Source organism: Desulfoluna sp. CLI2B, assembly GCF_056847375.1.
On sequence record NZ_CP186557.1, the window covers coordinates 1,948,497 to 1,968,879 of the forward strand.

A 20,383-nucleotide genomic window follows, 5' to 3' on the forward strand; every position below is an offset into this window, starting at 1 on the left:
TTTTCATCTCCCCATTGCAAGGGGGGCAACATGAGAGCCGTGGTGATGAACAGGAAGATACACAGATGGGCCGCCATTGCAACGGCTTTACCGGTCCTTGTCGTCGTCCTCAGCGGCGCTGTCCTTCTGATGAAAAAGAAGCTGGAGTGGATTCAGCCTGCGACCCAGAAGGGGGTGGGGCATGAGTTGATGCTCAGTTTTGATGAGATTCTGGCCATCGCCACCTCCGTTCCGGATGTGGGGATCCACAACTGGGAGGATATCGATCGCCTGGACGTGCGACCCGGAAAAGGCCTGGTGAAGGTGCGGGCCAAGAACCACTGGGAAATCCAGGTTGATACGAAAACCGGTGAAGTCCTGCACGTTGCCGTGCGGCGTTCCGACCTCATCGAAAGCATCCATGACGGCAGCTTTTTCCATGAACATGTCAAGCTGTGGGTTCTTCTGCCCACCGCCATTCTCCTGGCCGGTGTCTGGGCAACAGGTGTCTATCTGTTTTTCTTTCCTTACGTGAAAAAACGGGGTTGAAGCCGAGGAGGCCATGAAAACAAAACCGTGCATTGTCATGATGATCGTTTCTCTGGGACTTCTCCTGGGCTTTGGGGTCTCCGTTGCATCAACCGGGGGCAAACTCAAGCCGCGGCTTTCTCCTGATGAGGTTGAAAACCAGATTGCTCTGGACCAGCAGCAGGGCGTTATTATCCAGCCCCGGAACGAATCGCGTGGTTCTCTCCGGTACGGGACTGGCGGGATGGCGTGGCAGAACAGATGGGGTTGCATCTGGCGGCCGACTATTCAGTCCTTTTCATGCACGTGAGCGACAGCCCGGGGGAAGATAGCGCCTCCAGCGGCATTGCGCGGTTTTATGGCTACTGGGACCTGGTGAACCGCGGGGGGCCCAACAAGGGCAGCTTGAACTGGAAAATTGAAAACCGCCACAAGTACTCGGACATTCCGCCCAGCGCCCTGGGGTTTGAAAGCGGGTATGCGGGCATCATCGAACCTCCGTTCAGCAACCAGAAGGCACGTCTGACAAACCTCTACTGGAAACAGTATGTATCCGAGGGCAAGGGCGTGTTTGTGGGAGGGTTTCTGGACACCACGGATTTTATCGATGTCTACCTGCTCTCCAGTCCGTGGACGGGGTTTGCCAACTTCGTTTTTTCAACGGGGTCCGCCTCCATGGATCTGCCCAATGATGCCACCCTGGGCGCGGCAGCCGGTGCCATGGTAAGCAGCTCACTCTATATTCAGGCCGGAATCGCCGATGCCAACGCCGACCCAAGGGATCCGTTTGAAGGGTTTGAGTCCGTCATCGACGACAGTGATTTTTTCAGATGGGTTGAAATCGGCTGGACCCCCGGCCAGGATAAGATCTACTTCGACAACACCCACATCACACTCTGGCAGATTGACGAACGTGCAAACGGAACGGACGACGGCTGGGGGTTGAACCTTTCCTGGCAACGATGGATCGACGACACATGGCTGCCCTTTGTCCGGGGACAGCGACTCACAGCGGCAGCCTCCTTGAGCGATCGGTGTCGGCGGGCATTGGCTGTCAGCCGGTGCCCATGCGCGGTGTCATCGGGGTCGGGTTCAACTGGGGACGCCCCAATGACGTGTCGTTCAAAGGGGCAGATGATCAGTACACCACCGAAGTGTTCTGGCGGTATCAGCTGACAAAGGAGGTGGCCGTGACCCCGTCTCTTCAATACATCAAAGACCCAGCCCTCACCAGCGATGAGGATACCTTGTGGGTCCTGGGGTGCCGGCTCCGTGTGGCCCTGTAGCCCGAGTGGTGAGAAAATCGAGCAGAAAACCGTGAATTACATTTTCCACTATTACAACCGGCCCGTTTTCTCATGAAATACCCGGGATAGCGAGATTGAGTAGACGCCCATGATTGCTTTTTGCTATGTTGAATGAGGTATGAGCCGCCACCTGGCGGCTGTTCGGTTTTCACGCGGAATTGGGCTGGGGGAACCATGAAAAGACGATACGCGGTGATTCTCTTCGTTTTTACCGTCATCACGGTGTCAGCTTGTTTGCGGTTGATTCATGCCATATGCATGAGGGATGGATTGATAGGGTTCCGGGTAATTCGGCCACCGGCGATTTCTATGTTTGAGGGTGATATCGCTTAGCACAGTCCGCTGGGATATGCTGCTCTCAGCATCGGCACGAATCCGGTTTTCAAGTATGCTGGTTCCTTCAGGTTTGCCTGCGAATCCAAAGGGTCGCATGGGGCGGCCTTTTTTATCCTTTCACCTTCAGCCATTCTCCCTTGATATCGCTTTTTCCCGCCACGTACCAGGGACACCCGGACCTGATGCACTCCTTATTAATATTGAACTGGAAACAGTGGGTGGTGCCGTTTGCCTGCAAGGGGATGGGCAGCAGATCCGTGGAGAGGCCCGACGCGATCTTGAAGGCGGTGAGGGTCTCCCTGCGGCAGCAGCGGGCTGCTTCCAGCTCACCTAAGGCTGTGATGATCCGGCCGGTGACCCTCTGGATGATCTGTCGCTCCGTGGCTTTCACCGGGTTGCTCTTCAGGATGATGCCGAAGGCGATTCCTGTCCCCAGGGCCGCGCCACAGCCTCCCCAGAAAGCACAGGTGCCGCCGGGGATATCCGCGCCGCGTCGGATGGCCGAGAGGATCTCCTCGTCTCCGATGGCGCCTCCGGCGTTGCGGTACGCTGCGGTGATCACACCCGGAACGATAAAGTGGTGCTCCGGTCCGTGGAGGGGCACAGCCGGGTGTTTTTTGATTCTGTCAAAGAGGGTGATGATGTCGGTCTCCCTGGTGGTCAGGCAGAGGTGCTTGACCACGGAGAGGGCGTCCTCGCTGTGGCAGAGGTCGCAGACAAAATGGCCGTTTTCGCAGAGGGCGTTGGCCATGGCGGTCTCTCCGCAGAAGCTGCAGGTCTCTTCCTGCTCCATGTCGAGATAGGCAAGGGGTTTGCCGCAGCGCATGCAGCCCGACGCTTTTTTTCCTGTGCTCAGGATGGTGGCACCGGCGGGCTGGGCTGGCTTCTGTTCCTTTTCCACAGGCTGGTAGCAGGCACAGCTGTTTTCCGCGTCCTGGTTGGTGATGTTGCCGTCGTTGTCCAGGACAAAGGCGGACGGGTCGGAGTGGGTGGCCGAAGGCCAGGGGGCATCCAGAATACCGCCCCGGGGGATGATTTCACCCTGATCGGTGATGACCCCTGCAAAGGGGCCGGGATAGAGAACAGCCGTGCGGGTCTCATCGGGCTTGACGGCCTGGTAGGTGAGGGAATAAAAGGTGTGCCCCTGGACCTCGCGATAGAAGAAGCGTTTGATGATTCGGATGTTGATAAAACCGGTGGCTTCCAGCATGGCCATGAGGCGGGACTGCACCATGGCCCCGCCGATGCATTCTCCCCGAAGGGTCGGGTCGTTTTGGATGGAAGCGGGGAAGGGGGCGTCGGTGGTCACATCGGAGATGACGGCTCGTCCCCCGGGCTTCAGGATGCGGAAAATTTCCGCAAAGGTCTTTGTCTTGTCCTCGGAGAGGTTCACCACGCAGTTTGAGATCACCACGTCGGCGGTCTCACGGTCCAGGGGGATGCTTTCCAGGTATCCCTTTTTAAACTCCACGTTCCGGTAACCCAGCCGCCTTCCCACTTCGTCCGTTGCATTACGGGCCCGCGAGAGCATGTCGTCGAGCATGTCGATACCGTAGACGCTCCCCGCCGCACCGGTGATCTTGGCGGCGATAAAGCACTCCACCCCGGCCCCGGAGCTGGAAGTCCTCATAAGCTTAGCCCCGGTCAAGGTCCGCGCACCGGGTACCGGGCTTCCGCATCCGTAGGAACGCACCCTGGCAGACTCCGGGATGTGGTGGATCAGCTCCTCTTCGTAACAGACCGGGTTGGTGATGTCGGTGTTGGGGGCGTCGGCCGCATCGGCATAAAAGGCGCCCACCGTGCCCCGGGTACCGGCAAGGGAGAGCACACAGTTGGAGTGGGTGAGGGCCACATCACCCTCGGCGTGGCTGCATTCGGTGAGGCGGTCGCCCATCTGGATTCGCATGCCGGGCACGCCATGGGTATCAGCAACCGTACCCGCCGCCTTTTCAATAAGGTGAACGGCGATGGCTTCGTAGAGCGCCATGTAGGGGTCGTGGCCGATGTAGTGTTGGCCTGCATAGTAGCTGTGGTCGATATCGCCGCCCCCCACGATGTAGCGAAAAGGGCTTGTGCGGCAGCTTTCGTCATTCACAACGGATAGTCCTCGCAAGTCGCTGAGCGCTTTGCTGTGTCTCCACACCTTCTCGATGCCGTCCCGGAGGTGACCGCAGCATGCGGGTTTGTTGCCGATGAGGGCCGGGGTGGGGTAGATGTGCCCGTCGGGACCCACGGCAAGGGATTCCCACCCGGCGTTACCCAGGTCGTGGCGGATGCCCGGTGAGGAGAAGACACGGGCCTCCATGCTCTTGAGGTTGTCGATGGTGATTCCCAATGATGCGGCGGCTTTTTCAGCCTCCATAAGGTGGGAAAAAAGCTGTTCCGGGGGGACATGGGCGGTGTCTCGCGCCTTTCCGGCGGCAAAGAGCCAGAGGTAATGGACGTCGGCAATGCCGAACCGACCGGCAAGGGCGACGATATCGGTCATCTGGTGGACGTTGCCTTTGTGAACGGCCATGGCAAGGGAGGCGTTGAGTCCTGCCTGGGACAGCATGTCAAAAACGGCGAGTAATTTGTTGAAGACCCCCTGGCCGCGCATGGCGTCGTGGTTCTCCTCAAGGCCGTCCACGCTGATTTGGAAGTGGAGTCGGTCTGTGGGGAGCGTGGTGAGAAAATCCAGGTGCTTCGGAATAAGCAATCCGTTGGTGAGGATGGCAAGGCGGGTGTTTTCCTTGCTCAGGAGAAGGCGGCAGATGCGTTGAAAATCTGGGTGGAGCAGGGGCTCGCCCCCGGTGATGTAATAGGTCTCCGTGCCTAAGGGCTCGGTTGCCCGGTACAAAGCCTCGATCTCCTCAAAATTGAGGCTTTGCCTTGTTTTTGGGGAGCAGGAGAAGAGGCAATGACGACACGACAGGTTGCAGTGATCCGTCAGGTGAATCCAGCATTCGGACAGGCGATTCAGGGAGAGAATCTCTCCGCGCCCGGAGTAGGGGGCGGGCTTGCCTCGGGGCATAAGGGATAAAAACTGTTCTGTCCTGAGCTGCTCCAGGGGGCCCTTTGTCTTGTTGTCCCGGGGGGCGCTTTTCGCCTCGCCCAAAGCCTGAAGCAACCGGTCCCCGGCCGTGTTGGGAACGAACCAGTGAGGGGTGTCCGGAGATACATAAATGGGTACCTTGGTGCCGGAAAGACGCGTAAACGTATCTGGGAAGATCATGGACATGGGTCATTACCTTCTCGTTTGCAGGTGGTTGGGGGGAGGCTTTTTTTAAGCATCTGTTAAAGATGGCGGGATTGCGGAGATGCGGTCGATTTTTTTCTACTTTACATGCCGACCGGGGGAATGTCAAAACCTCACGCGGGTCCGTGGGATACGGCAAGGCGATTAAAGGCTGCATATCAAAAAATCCATGATTTGTCGCCTTCGCGACGCAGCCGGATGAGGGCTGCCGGATAAGCATTTTCTGTTGTTTTCCAGCGTAGCTGAGGGGTGGCAGGTGATTGCGGCGTGCGGGTGCGGCGTCTGGATGTGATGTGGCCGTTTGCCGCGGCAGTGGTTTTGTTGTGAGGTTCCTGTTTAGATGACTCTTTGACTTGAGTCTTTTGTGTGAAATTGTTAAAAGGATATTTCTAATACTATAGAAAAATAAAGAAAGGTTCGAGGGGTTACGTAACTGCTGTAAATGTGTCTATTGACAGGTGCTGTTTTATTGAATATGTGTTCGCTGGTTTTAAAACTAGCGATACTCCGTGATGATTTGGAGCGGAGTTCGATGGTCTTAAAATCAATAAGTTAAACTGTGGTGGGAGAATGTTCAGGCATGCGCAACAGGTTGTTCCGTCGGGTGATCCCGATGGCTGTTTTTGTTTTATCGTTGACGACCGTCGCTTTGGCAGAAGGCGAGCGGGTTGTCTCTGAGGCCATGACACTGCGTCAGGCGCTCGAAATTGTTACAAACACAAATCCGGAAATTCTGGAGGCCAGGCAGAGGTACGAAAGCGTTCTTGCTGAGCGAGCCATCGCAAAAAGCGGGTATCGTCCCACCATCGGCGCAGAACTTGCCGCCGGTCCGGAAGTCACGGACGGGGAAGATACCAACGACGAGCGCGAGGAGTTGACGGCAGCAACGGCAACGGTCTATGCGCGGATGAATTTATTCAACGGCGGCAGAACTCGGGCCACCGTGCGGGAGACCGACGCCCGGATCCTCTCGGCCGCTTACGAAGTGCTCAATGTCAGCAACCGGGTCTATCTGGATACGGCCGAGGCTTACCTCGGTGTGCTCCAGGCCAAAGAGATGCTGGCCCTGGCCAAAAAGAACGTGGCCACCCAGAAGCAGATTCTTCGCCAGGTCAGGGAAAAGGCCGAGTCCGGGTTCAACAGGGTCTCCGACCTCAAAAACTCCGAGGCCCGGTTTGCCCTGGCCCAGAGCAACTACATCTCCAGGCAGCAGAACCTGAATCAGGCGGTGGTCAAGTTCCACAGGCAGTTCGGCCGCTTTGTCTCCCCTGATCGCATGGTGCGTCCTGCTCCGTCCTTTCTCGTTCCCGAGACCGTAGAGGGCACGGTGGATATCGCGTTGAAAAACCATCCGGCCCTGTGGGTCTCCCAGTCCAATATTCAGGTTCGAAAGCAGGCCGTGGAAAAAGCAAAGGCCGCGTACTGGCCCTCCCTGGACCTTGAGCTCAAGGCCCAGCGTCGTTCCGATACCGGTGGAGACGAAGGGGACACAGACCAGGCCTCGGCCATGCTGAAGCTGAACTACACGTTCTTTGACGGCGGCGTAAGAAAAGGGGAAACCCTGAAGAGCAACAGGAACCTTCATGGGGAAAATTACCGGGCGTACCTGGAACGGCGAAACGTCAATGAGTCGGTGAGGCTGGCCTGGAATATCCTTCAGGCTGAAAAGCAGCGGGAAAAATACCTCGGTGACCATGTTCGGCTCTCCCTGGACACCCTGTCCGCCTTTAAAGAGGAGTACCACTTAGGCCGCCGTACCCTCCTTGACCTGCTCAACATGGAAAACGAATACAACTCGGCGGAAACCGCCCTGGTGGAGTCCGTGTACTCCTGCCTGACGGCCACCTACAGGATCGCAGGCACAACCGGGCTGATGCTCCGGGAATACGATCCCGGCCTTCGCAAGGCCATGGGGCTTCCCCTGGAGGCATCCCTGGGATGCGCCGGGGATGACGACCTGGAGCACAACCGGGACCAGGACTCCGTGGACGACCCCTGTGATCAGTGCGACAACTCCGTTCCGAAGAGCAGCACACCGGCATCGGGCTGCGCCGGGGACGCCATGCAGACCGTGGGGTTCGAGGAGACAGACGTCGTGGCCCCGTACATCGTGACCGGGACACCGGACGCCTTTGACCTGAAGATCGATACTTCCCGGAAGGAGCAGACCATCGCCCTTGAGGGGATCAGCTTCAAGCGCAACTCAGGTTCACTGACCAAAGAGGCTGAAAAGCAGCTCACCTACGTTGCGGACCAGCTCAAGGCCACAGAGGGGTTTTCCGTTGAAGTGGTCGGGCATACCGATTCCGATGGCTCCAAGGCTTACAACCTCAAACTCTCCCGGAAAAGGGCCCGTAGTGTGTGTGATGCCCTTGTGGGGCTGGGTGTGAATCGTGAGATCCTCTCCTGGTCCGGCAAAGGGGAGAGCGAGCCCGTGGCGGACAACGCCACCGGGGACGGCAAACGAAAAAATCGACGGACCGAGTTCAAACTGACCCGAAAGGTCCGTTCGTAAATTGGCGGGGAGTCCTTTCCCCACCGGAGGCTTCGTGCGTCGAGCCTTTTTGATACTTCTGGTGTGTTCACAGCTTGTGGCTGCACGGGAGGCCAATCGTTTCTATGTGCCCGAGAATGCAGCCGCACGCTACAGGGAGACCTACGGAGAGCAGGCCACCAAACGCCTCAACGGCCTTCTTGCCCTAATGGAAAGCCTGGTGAACGCCACTGAAGAGCAGAAGGTGGCCGAGATCAACCGGTTTTTCAACCAGGTAACCTACGCCACGGACAGGACCGTGTGGAATCGTGACGATTACTGGGCAAGCCGCCTTGAGTTTTTGGGAAAGGGGCGGGGCGACTGCGAGGATTTCGCGGTGGCCAAGTACCTGACCATGGTCCAGGTGGGGGTGCCCGAGGAGAAGGTCTTTACTGGACGCCAAGGCCATCGGTTCGCGCCCTGTCGTCAACGACGCCGCGCCCGGCGCCGTTCCCCTCGTTCTGGACAACTACAAGACCACCATCGAACCCGCCACCGAACGTCCCGATTTGATCCCGGTCTACAGTTTTACAGCCGATGACCTGTACCTTCAGAAACAGCAGGGCCTGGGCAAGCGGATAAACAGGAAACCCTTGAAAAACCAGAAGAAGCTGAAAGCCGTTGATCCGGAGATCCGTGAAAGGGGAAGGTCATGAGTCTTTTCAAACAGATACAGGTGTTGATAACCGTGGTCCTTGTGGTGATGCTGAGCATTGTCATGAAGATCAATTTTGACCGTGCCCGTGATTTTACCGGCATGCAGCTTTATACCGGCGCGAAAAACACCGCCAATGTCCTGGCCCTGTCCCTGAGTTCCGCACCTTCCGACGCGGGATTCACGAAGTCGGCTGTGAACGCCATGTTTGACGGGGGGTATTACGAACGCATCGAGCTCGTCCGGTCAAACGGCGTGCCGGTCTACGAGCGGCATGAGGCCGTGCGCGTGGAAGGGGTGCCCGAGCTGTTTATCCGCATGGTGGCCCTGGACCCGCCGGTGGCCGAGGCCCGTGTCATGAACGGGTGGTCCGTCTTCGGAACCCTCAAGGTGAAAGGGCATCCGGGGCACGCCTATCTGCGGCTCTGGGACACCTTCAAGCAGCTCTGCCTCACCTTTGTGCTGGTGGGCGGCGCAGCCCTTTTCGTCTGCTGGGTTATCCTGCGGTATCTCATGAGATCCCTGACGGACATCCGGCGTCAGGCCGAGGCCATCAGCAACCACGAGTTCATCATCAACAGCAATCTTCCCGGTACCCCGGAACTCAAAGAGGTGGTTCTTGCCATGAACACCATGGTGGAAAAAGTGAAGGCCATCTTCTCACGGAGCCCAAACCATTCGGGACTATCAGGCTCTTCATTTCAAGGACCCCGATACCGGGGTGTACAACCGTTCCTATTTCGTAAAGCAGCTGGGGCATTTCCTGGAGAGCGATTCCGGGGGCTCGGTGGGGGCGGTGATGATCCTCAGCCTCGACGGCATGGAGCGCCTCGGCCTGTCCGGTGGGCATCCGGTGCGTTGCTCGACAGCGGCTGCGGAGATGATCAGTCCGTGCCGCAAAGGTCCCTGAAGCACGCGGGTCGCCCGTTGTCCCACCAGGAGTTCGGTGTGGCCCTTCCAGGGTGCCTTCGGGAAGATGCCCTGGCCGTCTCTGATGCCATCATCAAAGGGGCCCATGCCCTGACCTCCGGCCATCCAACCTTCAAGGGCGAGGTGACCGTCAGCGGAGGGCTGGCAGCCTACGGTGCCGAAGAGCGCGTGGGCAGCATCCTGTCCAAAGTCGATTACGCCCTTTCTGTCTCCAAATCCGGGGCCCCCTGGATGGTGAAAACTTACAGCGGCCGGTCCGCTCCCTGCCTCTCGGGGAAATACGAGTGGAAGCGGATGATCGAAGATGCCTTTGACAGCGGGCGGTTTCCTGTGGACTCCCAGGCCGTTGTGTCGGCCGACGGCGAGCTTCATCGGGAGGTGTATGTCTCCATGATGGACGGGGACGGGGTGCTCCACAAGGCAGGGGAGTTCATGCCCATGATCATTACCCTGGGGTATGCGGCCCGACTGGATCGGGTTGTGCTTGATGCCGTGGCAGAGCAGATCGCCCGGGATCGCCACGGGGTTTTCGCCGTCAACCTGACCCGTGAATTCTGCAGGGACCGGGAGTCGTTCCTGTGGCTCCGGCAGTTTCTGTCTGCCCAGAGGCCCGTGCGGCATCGGGTTGTCTTCGAGCTTCAGGAGGCGACCCTTCTGAGCTCTCCGGAGATCTGCATGGACCTTGCCGGGCTTTTCCGGGGCATGGGCTATGGGTTCGGCCTGGACCAGTGCACGATGCAGGATGCCACCCTGACCCTTTTGAAAGACCTGAAGCCCGACTACATGAAAGTGGATGCCGATTATCTGGATGATCCGGAGCAGGGTGGGGTGTCGGATGTTGCCCTCAATGCCCTTGCCACCATTGCGGACAGCCTGGGGATCAGGCTCGTGGCATCGAAAATTGAATCAGAGGACCAACGGGAGATGCTGGAGAGGAGGAACATTCGTTTCTTCCAGGGCCGTGCCATCGCCGAGGTCGAACCGTTGGGGAATCCGTCATGAGTTACGATATATCCACAGACCCGGTGATGCAGTGCCTGGTCGTGCTGACAAAGATAAACAACAAACCCGCCTCGGCAGAAGCCCTGGCTCAGGGGCTGCCCTTTGATCCCACGGTGGAGAAGCAGCGGCTCTTCAGTCTGGACAAGGGCAAGTCCAACGTCTCCCGGGCCGCAGCCAAGGCAGGCTTTCAGTCTCGTCTCCAGAAGCGGTCCCTCTCCGAAATCCCGGCCGTTGTCCTGCCCGTGATCCTGATGCTCAAAGATGACAAGGCGTGTGTGCTGACGCGGATTTCCCACGGCAGCGGCATGGCCGAGATCATCGTGCCGGAGGTGGACGACACCCCCCGGGAGATCGAGATCGAGCGTCTGGCCGAGGAGTACCTGGGCTATGTTTTTTTTCTGAAGCGCACCTATGACGGGGCTTCCGGGGATGATGAAGAGGTGAGACGCCCCTCGGACGGGCATTGGTTTTTCGGGACCATGAAGCGCTTTAAGGGGATCTATGCGCGGGTGCTTTTGGGCACGCTCCTGGTGAACCTGTTTGTGGTGGCAGGGCCTCTGTTCACCATGAACGTCTACGACCGGATCATTCCCCACAACGCCGTGGAGACCCTCTGGGTCCTGGCGTCCGGGATCTGTCTTGTCTATCTCTTTGACCTGGTCATCAAGTGTATCCGTACCTCGTTCCTTGAAACAGCGGCCAAGAAGAGCGACATCATCCTCTCGTCCCTTCTTTTTGAACAGGCCATGAACCTGAAGCTGAAGGAGAGGCCCCGGTCCGTGGGCTCCTTTGCCAACAACATCAAAGATTTTGAAAGCATCCGCTCCTTTTTTACTTCCAGCGCGGTCACCGCGTTCATCGAGGTGCCCTTTGCCGTTCTCTTCATGATCGTCATCTACTCGATCCATCCGGTGATGGCCCGAGTGCCGCTTACGGTCATGGTCCTGATCCTTTTGACGAGTCTTTGCTTGAAAAAGCCCATCTACAGGATCGTGGAAAGCACCCATGAAGCCGCGGCCCGGAAAAACGGGATCCTGGTGGAGGCCCTGGCCAACCTGGAGACCATCAAGGCCTTCAACGCGGGCAGCTCCATGCAGTGGCACTGGGAGGAGAGCACCGGGGATATTGCGACAAAAGGCCTCGATCCCGATCATGTCCGGTTTCTTCTTCATCTCCGTTTTTTTCCGCCTTTCTGACCCAGTTCAGCTCCGTTGCCATTATCGTGGTGGGGGTCTACCTCATCAAAGCCGGCGAACTCTCCATGGGCGGGCTTATTGCCATCAACATGCTCTCTTCCCGCACCATTGCCCCCATGTCCCAGGTGGTAGCGCTGCTTTCCGGGTTTGAGCAGATGCGCGCCGGGCTCAAATCCCTCAACGAGTTGATGGACAAGGAGGTGGAACGTCCCGCAACCAAGCAGTTTGTCCGGCGTCAGGATATCAAGGGCGACATTGAGTTCAAGGACGTGAGCTTTGCCTACCCGGGCGAGCAGATCAATGCCCTGTCGGACGTGAACTTTCGCATCAAGGCTGGCGAGCGGGTGGGGATCATCGGTCAGGTGGGTTCGGGTAAATCCACCATCAGCAAGATCCTCCTTGGATTTTACGAGCAGGATCAGGGCTCGGTTTTTGTGGATGGCCTGGATGTCCGGCAGATCGATCCCGTGGACCTGCGGCACCATTTCAGCTACGTGCCCCAGGATGTGGTTCTGTTCTCCGGTACGGTGCGGGACAACATGACCCTGAAATCTCCCCATGCGGACGATCGGGCCATCATCAGGGCGGCTGAAATCGGCAGGGTGAACACCTTTACGGACCGTCACCCCCTGGGCATGGACCTTCAGGTGGGAGAGCGGGGCGCCAGCCTCTCGGGAGGGCAGCGCCAGTCCGTGGCCCTGGCCCGCTGCTTCATCGACGACACCCCTTTGGTCCTGCTGGACGAACCCACCAACGCCATGGATTTCAATACGGAGCTTCAGGTGATTTCCAACTTAAAGCAGGTGACCCAGGGCAAGACCACGGTCATCATTACCCACAAACCCTCGATACTGGAGGTGGTGGACCGGATCATCGTGATGCACAACGGGTCCGTTGCCATGGATGGCCCCAAGGCCGAGGTGCTGGCAAAGCTGGGGGGAGCGCAGTAAATGGCAACCGAAAAGAGTGTGCGGAAACAAGGCGTCCAGGGGCGCCGTCTGTCGGGGCGGTCCGGGCGATACAGCAGCCAGGACATTGAGTTCATGAACAGCTTGAGCGCTGCTGTACTTGCGGGAAACCCCAAAAAATCAAATTTCTTTTTGTGGATCATTGCCGCCCTGGTGTTTTCCCTTCTCGGGTGGATGAGCGTTGCGCGCCTGGATGAGCGGACCCGCGGCATCGGCAAGGTGATTCCTTCCCGCCAGATCCAGGTGGTGCAGAACCTTGAAGGGGGCATCATCAAGGAGATCAGGGTCCGGGAAGGGGACAAGGTGACCAAAGGGGAGGTGCTCATCGCCATCGACGACACGGGCGTGGGCAGCTCTTACGCTGAGAGCAGTTCGGTCATCAATGAGCTCACGGCCCGCTCCGTCCGTCTGGCGGCCGAAGCCGGAATTCTCTCCTTTGAGGAGGGCGTGGCCGAAGCCCAGGAGGTCAAGGACCTGCTTGCAAAGGAGAAGCGCCTCTACGAGACCAACACCCGGCGCAAGCAAAGCGAAATCGAGGTGATGCGCGAACGGCTTCGCCAGCGCGAGATCGAGCTGGCCGAAGCAGAGATGAACATCCGCATGCTGGAGAGCAGCACTCAGATGATCGCCCGGGAGATGGAGCTCACGCGTCCTCTGTACAGGAAAGGGCTGGTCTCTGAGCTGGAGTACATTCAGCTCAAGCAAAAATCCCTGGACAGGAACCACGAGCTGGAAAGCGCGCGGAAAAAGGTCGAAACCCTCAACTCCCGTATTGTGGAGGCCAAAGAGCAGAACAGTGAGCTGGAGGCGCGGTTTCGAAGCGAGGCCCAGGAAGAGTACAACAAGGTGATGGCAGAGATCGAACGCCTCAATCAGAGCCGCCTGGCCATTGAGGACCGGGTTCAGCGCACAAGCGTTCGGTCCCCCGTGAACGGCACGGTCAAGCAGATCCTCATCAACACCGTGGGCGGAGTGGTGAAGCCGGGCATGGACATCCTGGAGATCGTCCCGGATGAAGAATCCCTGGTGGTAGAAGCGAAAATCAAGCCCTCGGACATCGCCTTTCTCTACCCCGGCCTGAAGGCTGTGGTAAAGATCACGGCCTACGATTTTGCCATTTACGGCGGCCTTGACGGCCAGGTGACCCACATCAGCGCGGACACCATCACCGATGACCGAAGGGAAGAGTACTACCTGGTCCGCATCGAGACGGACCGGAACTACCTCGGCACGGACGAGAACAAAAAAGAGATTATAGTTGGAATGACGGCCCAGGTGGACATCATCACGGGCAGCAAAACCGTGATGGCCTATCTGTTGAAACCGATTTTAAGGGCCAAAGAAAATGCGTTGGGGGAGAGGTAGTTCATGATTTGTGTGTGCAGTAGCGATAGCCGGTGGGTGAAATCCCTTGCCGGTCTTCCCCTTGATGACGACAATCTCGTGCATGTGACCGGCCTTGAGGGGCTGTCCGATGTGGAACCGAATTCTGTGAGCCTGCTTCTCATCGACTTGAAATCCTGCGGCGAGGACAATCTGGACTCGGTTGTCCCCCCCATGATTGCCCTTGCCGAAAGGCCCCTGTACGACCAGGGCATGAGGCTTCTGCGGCGCGGGGTCCGCGGCTACGGAAACCGCCACATGCACCGCGAAAACCTGGCCCAGGCCATTACGGCCGTCAAGGAAGGCCAAGTCTGGATGCCCCCTGAGTTCGTGACCCGGATGATCGCCTCCCTTACACCGACACTGCCCGAAAAGGCCTTGCCCGATACCCTGGAGCCCTTGAGCAGACGGGAAGAAGAGGTGGCAGGCTTTGTAGCCGAAGGCCTCTCCAACAAGGAGATCGCCGAAAAGATGGTCATCACCGTGCGCACGGTAAAGGCCCATCTCACCTCGATTTTTGCTAAAACGGGCTTTCGTGATCGCCTGGAGTTGGCTGTGAAGATGAAAAAGGGATGATTGGTCTATCGGGTTTGTGAAGGGGTAATTTGCCTACGTAAAAAACTGTTTCTCCTGAAGGAAATGAACTCAATATGGCTGGAATGATTTGCTCGTCAAAGCGGACAGGATATAAAGCGACTGGAATTGAGAGTCACTTGTGTGTCGTGCCATACTCATCTCGCCGATTTATGTAAGGAAAGATGACGAATATTGGACTATGAATACGGAACGATATCTTGATATTTGGAATACTTCAGATAACGAATAAGGCCGAAAAAGCAGCACGTGCGCCCGGTCGTGAGCACGTGCTTGTTACCGGATACTTTCCGTCACGTCAGGTTTTTCAAAACAAAGCGCGTTAACAGCGATGGTACCGTCACCTCCAATGAAAAGTTTTGCGCCACTTCACGTTCTCCATTGATAAAAAACCTTTTCGTTGGCTTTCTTGGTCGAACCATCCACCACTCTCAATTTCAAAAAGCCATCCATTTGTTGTGGAACAATGCGGCCAAAATTCTAATAAATCGCCTTCGTCAAGGACTCTAAAGCCGAGGGTGCTATAAAAGGCAATATCGAACCTATAATTATCAACTGATATTGTAACCACCAACGTCTCAGTATCGAAGTCGATATTGATAACTTCAGAGAGATTACCTATCTCGAGCTGTTCATTTAGCGATCGACTTTTCAATATAACAAAACCTCAGATCTACTTGCCGCTAACATTGCCTCATAGCATATGGTGCTTGAGCTGGGTGAACAATTTCTCTCCATTGATTGAATGCTATAATAATAAATGCCGTCCTCATTTGTTCAGCGGAATCTTCAGGAGAAACCCCACCAATACCACAACCAAATGCTGAACAAACAACATGTTCAAAATTATTTTGTATTGCAACAATCAACGCAGCTCGCAATGCCAAGTACGGGTTGATAGTATTGGGGATATGGCCTGGAATACGCATTGTCGGAGCATATATCAATGCTGGCCTTTTTTTATTTGGATAAACTGTTAGAGCCGTTCCAACGGGTAACTCTCCAAAGAAAGTATCTGTAATGTTTTTCTGGACTAATTCTTGAGCCTCCCCATTAAAACTATCATCTATTGCTTTATCGACTCCACCACCCATATCCCCGAAACTGTTTCCAGCAGTTATAAGAGCATCGCACTTGAACTTGGTAATATCCCCCTCAACAACTGAAACTTCATTTATATCCTGAAATTCCGCACTAAATGTATCGAGGACTGATGAATTAAGATCGCATATGGTCAATTTCAAGGGGCTCTTCATACTCGATCCAAATTTTTTTATTATTTTATGTCGTTTGAAAATCATATTTTATATAGCGCCCGCCGCGCTTCACCCAGCGGGCGGGTAGCACGACTGAGCTTGAAATGTGAAAGCCTTCGGCCGACTGAGTTGTGCTCGATCGGTGTTCAATCGTTTGTTCAAGAAAGCCGCTACGCGGCAAATCATTCCTCAACCTGCATATCAAAAATCAATATCCCTGCATACCAGCATATTTAAAACGAAAGAAAAACATCGTAGCCTTCCGGTAACTCAACCAATTCTAACCAATGGAGACTACGATGCACGACTATTATGAAAAATCAATGCGCGCTTTGCAACTGGCAGGTTTGGGAAAGAGCACCCAAAGGGCATACACACGCGCTGTTCGCAAGCTTGTCGATTATTGTGGCAAGACGCCTGACAAAATCACGGAAGAAGAAATTGAAGCCTACTTTCTTCATCGTCGAAACGTTGACGGGTGGTCCGCCTCCACCATGGGTATCGCCCATTACGGAATCAAGTTCTTCTTCACCAATGTGTTAAAGCAAGACTTCCATCTCTTTTCTTACCTGAAGGCCAGGCGGGAAAAAAACCTGCCGTGTATCCTCAGCCGTGAGGAGGTCTTCCGCATATTGAATCATGTGACAACCCCACACAACCTGGCGTTTTATCATACGGTCTATGCATGCGGCCTCAGGTTATCCGAAGGCCTCAATCTCCGAGTTTCAGATAGCGACAGCGCCCGAATGATGCTTCACGTCCATCGCGGCAAGGGGGCCAAGGATCGTTATGTGCCTTTGCCGAAACACACACTGGGTGTCCTGAGGCAATACTGGCGCAACCACCGCAACCCCACCCTGATTTTCCCTGCTCGGCGACGTGGGAACACAGAAGCCCCCACCACCGATAAGGTCATGTCCATCGAAGGCGTGCAGGGCGCCTTCCGAAAGGCCCGATATGCAGCGGGCATCAAGAAATGCAGGGTATCCATCCATACATTGCGCCATTGTTATGCCACCCACCTGCTTGAGGCTGGAGTCAACCCGAGGGTCGTGAAACGTTACATGGGGCATAGCAACCTCGAAACCACCATGGCTTACTTCCATCATTCCTAACAACCAATGCATTCAAGTTATATGGCTTTCTCTCGATATTTCACCATTAACTTTCTCGGTCAGTACCCAGTGATAAATTCACCACGCAAGCATAATGCTTGCGATCGTAATATAGATACCTACGTCTGTACTTTCGCCATCTATGTCCTCCACTTAGGAATACCGACCTGACCCTCTTGTGACTGTAATAGTTTCATCAAAGTCAATATACGTAGGAACACCAATTGCGTCGGCAGTCGTATCAAGGCCGAAATAAATGAAACCAAAGGCTATAATGCTTACCACTAAAGAAATTTTTCCTCTTATGTTTTTCACAACCTAACTTTGCGCTCCTGCTTCATTTTCGGCAGGAGCGTTACAGCTTGGACATGAGCCAGATTTAGCGTCAGCATTTGATAATTTACCACCACACTTAGGACACACATACGGCATAAATGCCAATATAATGAGGGCAATTAGCCAAGATAATGCTCCCGCTATTCCCCAGCCGATAGGGTTTAGATTTTTACGTTTGGCAAGAAGGCCAACGACCACTGCCCAAAAAAGAGCTGCTATTAGTTTGATTATGATTGGATCCATTGTGTGCTCCTTTTGAAACATAACGCATGCTTCACCCGACGGGTGCTGAAGCACGACAGTGTTTGATATTTGACAACCACTGGGCGACGAATACGACCGAAAAACCGCACTTGCACCCGGTCGGCGTGCAAGTAATTGTTAGACAAAAAACCGTTTCACTCTACGGCTTGCATTGTAGGCCAGTTCCATACTCCAAAATCTCTCCTTTTACGACATCAACCAAAAGCGACATATCAATTGATTTAATATAATATACTTTAAGTACTTCGGGATTTTTTGTACTGCAATCCGCTTGTTCAAAGCCGCCATATTTATTACGCCAAAAAGTAGGTTCCCATGGGCAGCCATAATATAAATTTGCTTTGGCCCACCCTAAAGCTTCAGCTGCTCTTTTTGCATCATCAGAGCTCTTTCCTGATGCTTCAAGAAAAACAGATGATAATGCTCTTATTGGATCATTAATTTTAGCTTCGCAAGCGATATCCTGATTTTCAGGCAATGATGGAAAGAAGACTACTGATACATCATAATCACCCGTAGGCAGCTTAGAACCTTTTGGAAATGGCCTGTTGGCTCCATCGATAATCACCTTAGCTTGACTGTTCACGACAGGAACCTCCGAGTAGTTCGTGCCGATAAAAACTCCTTCAGGGTTAAGCCCTTTAAGACCGATATTTGCTGATAAAATTGAAGAATCAGGTATGTTCGTCTCAATTTCCACGACAACTGTATATGCCCCAGTAACATAGGCATCAGATCGAATCCAAAAGTCATTGGCCACAGAATGACTTACTTGGCTAAGTAAGAAATATAAAATAAGTAAAAAAATCTTAATTATTTTCATAGATTTCATGGTAGTTGTCTAACGCTATGCATGTGGGGCCGCCGAGCGTCAGCGAGGGAACCCGGAACGCAGCGGAGGGCGGTCCGTTACCATGCATTTGTTAGGCATAGCCCAATTTTTGTATTATTTTAGATTCTGTTTCAATATCAAATACTTTTACAAAAACTTGATAGCTACTTTGCTTGGTTAAAAGCTTTGCAATTATCATTTCTACAAAATCTTGAACTGATACGTAATTTGAGTTTCCACGCTCACGCACGGAGTAGTGAATGTAAATTTTACATGAATCTTTTACAAAGAAGTATTCGAGTTCGTATGTATTCAAGAATTCAGCAAATATATCTTTGTCTTGTACCGGTTTTACAACTATAGGGTTCTTTCCAGTTGGAACTTTCAGTATCGAAATAGAATATTGTGTCCCAATGATTTTAATTGCACCATAGCTGTATGATTTAAAGAGTAATTTGATGATGTACTTGATTCTAACAAGTAGTACATTTTCGAAAACTTTACGAGGTTTAAAAAAATGGAAGACTTTTCGAATCATAGTTACCCTTTTGCCTAACGCATGGCTATGCCGACCCAAAAAGCTGATAGGGACAGCGGTTGAAATTACAAAAGACGTGGCCAGCTTTTTGGGGTCGGCCATGAGCCAATTGTTATGTGCCGATTGCGTATTCTTTATTCAAATTTAGGAGACGATGGCCAACAACTTTTTTGTGATTGATGTCTAAAACAAGAACCATAAATACATTCTTGACATCGGAATTAATCAGTACATGATCAAAGGCTCTCGTCGAGTCGCGCCAAACATAGCTTACACAGCCTTCAGCACAGTCAAAACCATCAAAATCCTCTATTGGAATTGAATCAAAGTATGGCCAAAAATCGAAAAGAGGCTTTTCATCTTGACCAACCCTTTTCATTCGTACAAGAATCAAATTGTATTTCGTCTTCATTTAATTTGGACATGTCTTTCCCATAGAAAATAGCGGCTTGACCACATAACGCTGCTATTCAGCTGCGCGGCTTTTTGCGTCGGCTGAAATAGCCTTGTTATGCGCTATCTGTAGTAAAAACTTTGAGTTGTTCATCAAATCTTGAATCAAAAGTTCTTATTCCAGCTATTTTAATTTTTTCATCTCGGTTTGGTAATGAAAATGCAAAGAGCTGATTAAAGTATTCAGATACTGTATAAAAACTTTTGCTTATATTTGATGGAATCATATTGAATTCGTCAGAATCGAAAAATAGGCCTTTGTATTTTTTTGAAACTACATTGCTTTCTGGGAACGTTATATCAAGTATTTGTATTAAAAAAATATAATCTCCCAACCATCGAGCAATTCCCTGTGGAGTAAGAGATTTGTCATCTAAGCAGATTCTGGAACCGATTTTATTATATGTTTCAATTAGTATGTTAAATTTATCTAACTTAAAGTCTAACCAAGATCTATCACAATCAAGTTCCTGTGAGTTGAACTTAACACAAACAGGATTGTTTTCAGGGAAAACACTTTTATATAAATATCCTTTATCATCGATTTTAATAGCGTGTGCAGACTCAAGCATATCTAAGACGTTCATGAATTCTTTTTTATGCTCTATAAAATTTTTAAATGTATTTTGCCTTATAGTTTCTTCTAATTGCAATTTAGTTTGGTTACTTCTGAAAATAGTCGCTCTAAACGCCGCAAGAGCCATACCTGCCGCTACCGTACGGATTGGAAGAGAAAATATCTCCAAGAATGTGCTAAAGCATTGTAGTTCAAAACAAACTCTAAGGTTGTTATTCAGAATTAAGATTAGAGATATAAGGCCTCCAAGAATGAGGCCTCCCCAAAAACAACTAATAAATAACGGATCTCTGCTTAACTTGTGTTCCATGTGTCCTTATTTACATGCATAACGCTTGGCATAAGGCGCGGCGGCTTTTTGCC

At 53.4% G+C, this 20,383-nt stretch carries 18 protein-coding genes; 11 read left to right on the forward strand and 7 right to left on the reverse strand.

The features are described 5' to 3' along the window. Nucleotides 1-30 precede the first annotated feature (30 nt). The 3 genes from ACOYW2_RS09385 to ACOYW2_RS09395 all read left to right on the forward strand — a co-directional run bounded on the left by ACOYW2_RS09385 (nucleotide 31) and on the right by ACOYW2_RS09395 (nucleotide 1,793). Nucleotides 31-528, forward strand: a complete 498-nt coding sequence (locus ACOYW2_RS09385; protein ID WP_482770222.1) for a PepSY domain-containing protein — start codon at nucleotides 31-33, stop codon at nucleotides 526-528. Nucleotides 529-756: 228 nt separating this feature from the next. Next, the gene (locus ACOYW2_RS09390; protein WP_482770223.1) at nucleotides 757-1,683 is read left to right on the forward strand and encodes a carbohydrate porin; all 927 of its coding nucleotides are present in this window, start codon (nucleotides 757-759) and stop codon (nucleotides 1,681-1,683) included. An 8-nt stretch (nucleotides 1,684-1,691) separates the two neighbouring features. Continuing rightward, a complete protein-coding gene (locus tag ACOYW2_RS09395; protein WP_482422684.1) occupies nucleotides 1,692-1,793 on the forward strand; it encodes a hypothetical protein in 102 nt (33 codons plus the stop codon). Nucleotides 1,794-2,259: 466 nt separating this feature from the next. On the opposite strand, the gene ACOYW2_RS09400 is transcribed toward ACOYW2_RS09395, so the two are convergent. After that, entirely contained in the window at nucleotides 2,260-5,370 is a 3,111-nt protein-coding gene (locus tag ACOYW2_RS09400; RefSeq protein ID WP_482770224.1) for a DUF5714 domain-containing protein, read from the reverse strand. 700 nt (nucleotides 5,371-6,070) lie between these two features. Between ACOYW2_RS09400 and ACOYW2_RS09405 the strand changes: the two genes are divergently transcribed. The 7 genes from ACOYW2_RS09405 to ACOYW2_RS09435 all read left to right on the forward strand — a co-directional run bounded on the left by ACOYW2_RS09405 (nucleotide 6,071) and on the right by ACOYW2_RS09435 (nucleotide 14,631). Next, nucleotides 6,071-7,903, forward strand: coding sequence for a TolC family outer membrane protein (locus tag ACOYW2_RS09405; protein ID WP_482770225.1), 1,833 nt, complete (start codon nucleotides 6,071-6,073; stop codon nucleotides 7,901-7,903). A 34-nt stretch (nucleotides 7,904-7,937) separates the two neighbouring features. Next, complete coding sequence (locus ACOYW2_RS09410) at nucleotides 7,938-8,462, forward strand: transglutaminase-like cysteine peptidase (RefSeq protein ID WP_482422690.1); 525 nt, start codon at nucleotides 7,938-7,940, stop codon at nucleotides 8,460-8,462. A gap of 111 nt (nucleotides 8,463-8,573) precedes the next feature. Next, a complete protein-coding gene (locus tag ACOYW2_RS09415) occupies nucleotides 8,574-10,508 on the forward strand; it encodes a bifunctional diguanylate cyclase/phosphodiesterase (protein ID WP_482770226.1) in 1,935 nt (644 codons plus the stop codon). Further along, complete coding sequence (locus ACOYW2_RS09420) at nucleotides 10,505-11,704, forward strand: ABC transporter transmembrane domain-containing protein (protein ID WP_482770227.1); 1,200 nt, start codon at nucleotides 10,505-10,507, stop codon at nucleotides 11,702-11,704. Before ACOYW2_RS09415 ends, ACOYW2_RS09420 begins: the two co-directional genes overlap by 4 nt. Before the next feature lie 26 nt (nucleotides 11,705-11,730). Beyond that, on the forward strand, nucleotides 11,731-12,654 hold the full coding sequence (locus ACOYW2_RS09425; protein WP_482770228.1) for an ATP-binding cassette domain-containing protein: 924 nt from the start codon (nucleotides 11,731-11,733) through the stop codon (nucleotides 12,652-12,654). Then, entirely contained in the window at nucleotides 12,655-14,037 is a 1,383-nt protein-coding gene (locus ACOYW2_RS09430) for an HlyD family type I secretion periplasmic adaptor subunit (protein WP_180141374.1), read from the forward strand. Between the two features lie 3 nt (nucleotides 14,038-14,040). After that, complete coding sequence (locus ACOYW2_RS09435; RefSeq protein ID WP_180141376.1) at nucleotides 14,041-14,631, forward strand: helix-turn-helix transcriptional regulator; 591 nt, start codon at nucleotides 14,041-14,043, stop codon at nucleotides 14,629-14,631. Between the two features lie 701 nt (nucleotides 14,632-15,332). Here the strand turns inward: ACOYW2_RS09435 and ACOYW2_RS09440 are convergent. After that, nucleotides 15,333-15,905: a macro domain-containing protein gene (locus ACOYW2_RS09440; RefSeq protein WP_482770229.1), complete on the reverse strand. Its 573-nt coding sequence runs from the start codon at nucleotides 15,903-15,905 to the stop codon at nucleotides 15,333-15,335. Between the two features lie 299 nt (nucleotides 15,906-16,204). On the opposite strand from ACOYW2_RS09440, the gene ACOYW2_RS09445 reads away from it, so the two are divergent. Beyond that, the gene (locus ACOYW2_RS09445) at nucleotides 16,205-17,020 is read left to right on the forward strand and encodes a site-specific integrase (protein ID WP_482770230.1); all 816 of its coding nucleotides are present in this window, start codon (nucleotides 16,205-16,207) and stop codon (nucleotides 17,018-17,020) included. A 318-nt stretch (nucleotides 17,021-17,338) separates the two neighbouring features. Here ACOYW2_RS09445 and ACOYW2_RS09450 read toward each other — a convergent pair whose 3' ends face one another. The 5 genes from ACOYW2_RS09450 to ACOYW2_RS09470 all read right to left on the reverse strand — a co-directional run bounded on the left by ACOYW2_RS09450 (nucleotide 17,339) and on the right by ACOYW2_RS09470 (nucleotide 20,330). Beyond that, on the reverse strand, nucleotides 17,339-17,599 hold the full coding sequence (locus ACOYW2_RS09450; protein WP_482770231.1) for an FmdB family zinc ribbon protein: 261 nt from the start codon (nucleotides 17,597-17,599) through the stop codon (nucleotides 17,339-17,341). Between the two features lie 160 nt (nucleotides 17,600-17,759). Beyond that, on the reverse strand, nucleotides 17,760-18,452 hold the full coding sequence (locus ACOYW2_RS09455) for a hypothetical protein (RefSeq protein ID WP_482770232.1): 693 nt from the start codon (nucleotides 18,450-18,452) through the stop codon (nucleotides 17,760-17,762). A 91-nt stretch (nucleotides 18,453-18,543) separates the two neighbouring features. Then, nucleotides 18,544-19,092, reverse strand: coding sequence for a hypothetical protein (locus ACOYW2_RS09460; RefSeq protein WP_482770233.1), 549 nt, complete (start codon nucleotides 19,090-19,092; stop codon nucleotides 18,544-18,546). A gap of 10 nt (nucleotides 19,093-19,102) precedes the next feature. After that, nucleotides 19,103-19,402, reverse strand: coding sequence for a hypothetical protein (locus ACOYW2_RS09465; RefSeq protein WP_482770234.1), 300 nt, complete (start codon nucleotides 19,400-19,402; stop codon nucleotides 19,103-19,105). 97 nt (nucleotides 19,403-19,499) lie between these two features. After that, nucleotides 19,500-20,330 (reverse strand): hypothetical protein, encoded by an 831-nt coding sequence (locus ACOYW2_RS09470; protein WP_482770235.1) that lies wholly within the window; start codon nucleotides 20,328-20,330, stop codon nucleotides 19,500-19,502. Nucleotides 20,331-20,383: the final 53 nt, after the last annotated feature.

Coding starts and splice junctions, on each gene's coding strand:
- ACOYW2_RS09385 (WP_482770222.1), top strand. CDS start 31: ATGAGAGCCGTGGTGATGAACAGGAAGATACACAGATGGGCCGCCATT.
- ACOYW2_RS09400 (WP_482770224.1), bottom strand. CDS start 5,370: ATGTCCATGATCTTCCCAGATACGTTTACGCGTCTTTCCGGCACCAAG.
- ACOYW2_RS09405 (WP_482770225.1), top strand. CDS start 6,071: ATGACACTGCGTCAGGCGCTCGAAATTGTTACAAACACAAATCCGGAA.
- ACOYW2_RS09415 (WP_482770226.1), top strand. CDS start 8,574: ATGAGTCTTTTCAAACAGATACAGGTGTTGATAACCGTGGTCCTTGTG.
- ACOYW2_RS09420 (WP_482770227.1), top strand. CDS start 10,505: ATGAGTTACGATATATCCACAGACCCGGTGATGCAGTGCCTGGTCGTG.
- ACOYW2_RS09430 (WP_180141374.1), top strand. CDS start 12,655: ATGGCAACCGAAAAGAGTGTGCGGAAACAAGGCGTCCAGGGGCGCCGT.
- ACOYW2_RS09435 (WP_180141376.1), top strand. CDS start 14,041: ATGATTTGTGTGTGCAGTAGCGATAGCCGGTGGGTGAAATCCCTTGCC.
- ACOYW2_RS09440 (WP_482770229.1), bottom strand. CDS start 15,905: ATGAAGAGCCCCTTGAAATTGACCATATGCGATCTTAATTCATCAGTC.
- ACOYW2_RS09445 (WP_482770230.1), top strand. CDS start 16,205: ATGCACGACTATTATGAAAAATCAATGCGCGCTTTGCAACTGGCAGGT.
- ACOYW2_RS09450 (WP_482770231.1), bottom strand. CDS start 17,599: ATGGATCCAATCATAATCAAACTAATAGCAGCTCTTTTTTGGGCAGTG.
- ACOYW2_RS09455 (WP_482770232.1), bottom strand. CDS start 18,452: ATGAAATCTATGAAAATAATTAAGATTTTTTTACTTATTTTATATTTC.
- ACOYW2_RS09460 (WP_482770233.1), bottom strand. CDS start 19,092: ATGGCCGACCCCAAAAAGCTGGCCACGTCTTTTGTAATTTCAACCGCT.
- ACOYW2_RS09465 (WP_482770234.1), bottom strand. CDS start 19,402: ATGAAGACGAAATACAATTTGATTCTTGTACGAATGAAAAGGGTTGGT.
- ACOYW2_RS09470 (WP_482770235.1), bottom strand. CDS start 20,330: ATGGAACACAAGTTAAGCAGAGATCCGTTATTTATTAGTTGTTTTTGG.